Consider the following 3,683-nt stretch of genomic DNA (forward strand, 5'->3'; position numbering starts at 1 on the left):
CCCCTACTACTACTATAAGAGTAATAAAAAAAAAGAGATAGCAGAAATAAGAAAAGAGACGCGAGGCGAAAAACGAAGCTCTCTTTTTTCCTTGACAGTTCCCTAAAAGTCATGGCATACTGGAAAGCGTCCCACCCAAGATTTTTAGTACTCGAAAGGAACCTCTCTTGCCCAAAATCACTGTTACCGTCACGCTCAAGCCCTCCCTCCTGGATGCTCAAGGTCGCACCATTCAGGAAGCACTCCACAGCCTGGGCTACACCGATGTGCAAAATGTCCGTGTGGGAAAAGTGATCGAACTGGAGACCCAGACTCCGGCAGATGCCACGGCGATGTGCGAGAAGCTGCTGGCCAATCCCGTGATGGAGTCCTATCGCATTGAGGTAGCTGAGGTGGAGGAGTGAGCTTGTTTACCGCAGGGGTGATTGTCTTCCCGGGCTCCAACTGCGACCGCGATGCCGCAAACGCTTGGCAGGAGCTAGGCTGTGGCGAGGCAAAGCTCCTCTGGCACCGCGACACGGATCTGCAAGCCGTGGATATAGTGATCGTCCCGGGCGGGTTCTCCTACGGTGATGCTTTAAGAGCGGGAGCAATTGCTCGTTTTGCACCAATCATGGATGCAGTGGCGAAGTTCGCCCTGGAGGGCGGCCTCGTCATGGGAATCTGCAATGGCTTCCAGATTGTCTGCGAGGCGGGGCTCTTGCCTGGAGCACTGGCTCGCAACGAGGGACTGAAGTTTGCCTGCAAGCACGTGGACCTGCGTGTCGAGACCGTTAGCTCGCCGTTCACTCGTGCTTGTGAGAGAGGCGCGACTCTCTCGATCCCGATTGCACATGGCGAAGGGCGCTATGTCTGCGACGAAGCGACTCACGCGCAGCTTATCGCAGAGGATCAGATTCTATTTCGGTATGCTAGTGGGAACCCAAACGGCTCACAGGACGATATCGCGGGGATCGTGGGGGGGCCTAATCGCAATGTGATGGGGATGATGCCTCACCCGGAGCGGGCTACCCGAGCGGGTTTGGGGTCTGCAGAGGGCGCCTGTTTGTTTCGTGGGATCGTTGCGACCCTGACTGAAGCTCAGGTATAACAGACACATGATGCTAGCAAAGGCACTGGGAGCGGTTCCGCTCTTTTCCGGGCTCACTGAGGAGCAGCTGGAGTATGTCGCAAAACACCTGAAGCGGCAAAGCTACGCTGAGCGAGATGTGATCGTCCGGCGCGACAGCCCAGGAGATGCTCTGTTTATTCTGACATCGGGGAAAGCGAAGTGTGCCTACCTCGACTCTGAAGACGAGACCATTATTGCAATCTATCGTCCGGGGGACTTTTTTGGCGAGCTCTCTGTCTTGGATGGCGAGGAGCGCTCCGCCGATGTGGTTGCCCTGGAGCCCACGGAGGTGCTCGTACTGCCTGCTGATGACTTCCACGCCTGTTTGCATGCCGTGCCTGCAATCGCTGTCGAGCTTCTCAAGCAGCTTGCGGGCCGCCTGCGCCGCGCGACAAGCTGGATTCGCTCGCTCTCCAGCCAGGATGTCTATGGGCGCATCGCCAGCCAGCTCCTGCACCTCTCCAAGACCCACGGCACCGAGGTAACGGGGGGCCGTCTGATAGGGCTGCGGCTCACCCAGAACGACATGGCAAGCCTGGTGGGAGCATCGCGGGAGTCCGTGAACAAAGCGATGGGCTACTTTAAGCAAAAAGGCTACATCGCCGTGGACACGACCTACCACATCACTGTCTACAACCACGATGCCCTAGCCAAGCGCGCACAGTAAGCTTACTGTGCGCACAGTAGCAAGCGCAATCTCAGAGCTGTCGGCGAAGCAGAGACGCAAAAAAAGGTGCGCCCAAAAGTGCAGTGACCACCCCAATGGGCAAAAGAGTACTCGGGACAATGCTTCGAGAGAGCTGATCCGCCAGTACTAAGAGCGCCGCACCGAGCAGCGCGGCCACGGGCACCAGAGGACGGTGCGGTGGCCCTAGGAGTGCTCTGGCGAGGTGGGGAACGACCAGCCCGACAAACCCGATCACCCCAGAGACCGCTACCGCGCACGCCGTGAGGAGCGCGATCAGGGCGAGCACCCCGAGCTTGAAGCGCTCCACTTCCACACCCACAGAGCGTGCCGTCGCCTCGCCAAACGCCATCGCATCCAGCCCCTTGCCGCACAGGGAAAGCACCACGGCTCCCAGTACGGTCACAGGCGCAAGAATCGCGAGCTGTGCCCACTCTGCATTGTCCAGATACCCCATAAGCCGCCGCAGGATCAGGCTCTGGTCTTTTCCAGCAAGGCTGAGTAAGAGATTGACCAGCGCGGCCAAAAAAGTCCCGACGACTATCCCGGCCAGAAGAAATCCTGAGAGGGAGAGCTGCCTGCCTGAGCGAGCGAGTGTGAAGACGAGAGCGGTTGCCAGCAAGGCGCAGGCTAGCGCCAGAAGTGAGAGCAGGGGCTGGCCCGGCGTATCGGCGATTCCCAGCAGCACTCCCATACCCACGCCCAGCGAGGCTCCCGAAGCAACTCCGACAAGATAGGGATCAGCCAGCGGGTTTCCCGTGAGACCCTGCAAGCCAACTCCCGCCACCGCCAGCGCTGCACCCACAAATGCTGCGGCGATAATACGTGGCAGACGAAACTCCCAGACAATCCTTCCATGATGAAGAAGCTCGTGCCACGCCGCAGACAAACTCAAAGCTCGCTCCCCCATCAGCGCTGCGAGAGCAATACTACCCAGGCAAAGCAGTAGTGCTCCGGCCAACACCGGCCAGAACGGCAGGCGTCTCACGGCAGGAGGGCCTGCACCGCCGCCCAGAGCTGTTCGAAAACTCTCGCCTCGGGTTGGGTGCCGTCAATAATCACGAAACGATCGGGCTCCTCGGCAGCGACACGGAGATAGCCATCACGAACCTGCTGATGAAACGCCTCCGCCTCACGGTCTAGCCGATTTGTCTCGCCCGTAGAGCGCCGTGCCTTGCCGATGGACACGGGCACATCAAGCAGAAAAGTTTTGTGCGGAGTGAGGCCACGGGTCGCAAAGGCGTTGGCGGCACGAATGAACTCAACCGAGAGCCCCCGCGCAAAGCCCTGGTAGGCCAGCGACGAGTCCGTGAAGCGGTCACAAAGGACGATTTTTCCGGCTTCCAGCGCGGGCCGCACCACTTGCGCCACGTTCTGGGCGCGACTGGCGGCAAAGAGCAAGAACTCCGCCTCGGGTGTCATGGCGCTACGATCCAGAAGAAGCTGGCGCACCTGCTCGCCCACAAAGTCGCCGCCTGGCTCACGGGTGCGCAGCGTTTTATAGCCGCGCTCGGCCAGCGCCGTTTCCAGCCGCCCGATCTGCGTGGTCTTACCCGCGCCGTCTGGCCCCTCGAAAGTGAAAAAACTTCCCACGGCGGGATTGTATCACTTGTACCACTATAGGGGCTTTGTGGTATCCTCTGGCCTATGGCAACACGAAAAGCGCTAGTCGTCTGGGGCGGCTGGGACGGGCATCAGCCCAAGGAAGTGGGAGAGTTATTTGCGGAGGCTCTGCGGGGCAAGGGCTTCGAGGTCACTGTCGAGAATACCCTCGATGCGTATATGACAAACGACCTTTCGACATTTAATCTTATTGTTCCGGTCTGGACTATGGGACAGATCACGGGCGAGCAAGAGAAAGCTCTAGTCAATGCGGTGAAGTCTGGG

At 59.2% G+C, this 3,683-nt stretch carries 6 protein-coding genes; 4 read left to right on the plus strand and 2 right to left on the minus strand.

Annotation, left to right across the window (positions count from 1 at the left end; genetic code table 11):
* Positions 1-167: 167 nt before the first annotated feature.
* From purS to ACH2EH_RS16725, 3 genes are read left to right on the plus strand one after another with little or no spacing between them, the layout of a single operon-like run.
* On the plus strand, positions 168-404 hold the full coding sequence (gene purS / locus ACH2EH_RS16715; RefSeq protein ID WP_395143328.1) for a phosphoribosylformylglycinamidine synthase subunit PurS: 237 nt from the start codon (positions 168-170) through the stop codon (positions 402-404).
* A 2-nt stretch (positions 405-406) separates the two neighbouring features.
* Positions 407-1,090 carry a phosphoribosylformylglycinamidine synthase subunit PurQ gene (purQ, locus tag ACH2EH_RS16720; RefSeq protein WP_395143336.1) on the plus strand — a complete coding sequence of 228 codons (684 nt, stop codon included), beginning with the start codon at positions 407-409 and terminating at the stop codon, positions 1,088-1,090.
* A 7-nt stretch (positions 1,091-1,097) separates the two neighbouring features.
* Complete coding sequence (locus ACH2EH_RS16725) at positions 1,098-1,778, plus strand: Crp/Fnr family transcriptional regulator (RefSeq protein ID WP_395143329.1); 681 nt, start codon at positions 1,098-1,100, stop codon at positions 1,776-1,778.
* 31 nt (positions 1,779-1,809) lie between these two features.
* On the opposite strand, the gene ACH2EH_RS16730 is transcribed toward ACH2EH_RS16725, so the two are convergent.
* Positions 1,810-2,784: a FecCD family ABC transporter permease gene (locus ACH2EH_RS16730; RefSeq protein WP_395143331.1), complete on the minus strand. Its 975-nt coding sequence runs from the start codon at positions 2,782-2,784 to the stop codon at positions 1,810-1,812.
* On the minus strand, positions 2,781-3,389 hold the full coding sequence (tmk, locus tag ACH2EH_RS16735; protein WP_395143332.1) for a dTMP kinase: 609 nt from the start codon (positions 3,387-3,389) through the stop codon (positions 2,781-2,783). The genes ACH2EH_RS16730 and tmk overlap by 4 nt, the downstream gene beginning before the upstream one ends.
* A 54-nt stretch (positions 3,390-3,443) precedes the next feature.
* On the opposite strand from tmk, the gene ACH2EH_RS16740 reads away from it, so the two are divergent.
* Positions 3,444-3,683: ThuA domain-containing protein (locus ACH2EH_RS16740; protein WP_395143334.1), on the plus strand; the 240-nt coding region annotated here is incomplete at its 3' end.

It is taken from the genome of Armatimonas sp. (assembly GCF_043760365.1).
In the GTDB taxonomy this organism is placed as follows: domain Bacteria; phylum Armatimonadota; class Armatimonadia; order Armatimonadales; family Armatimonadaceae; genus Armatimonas.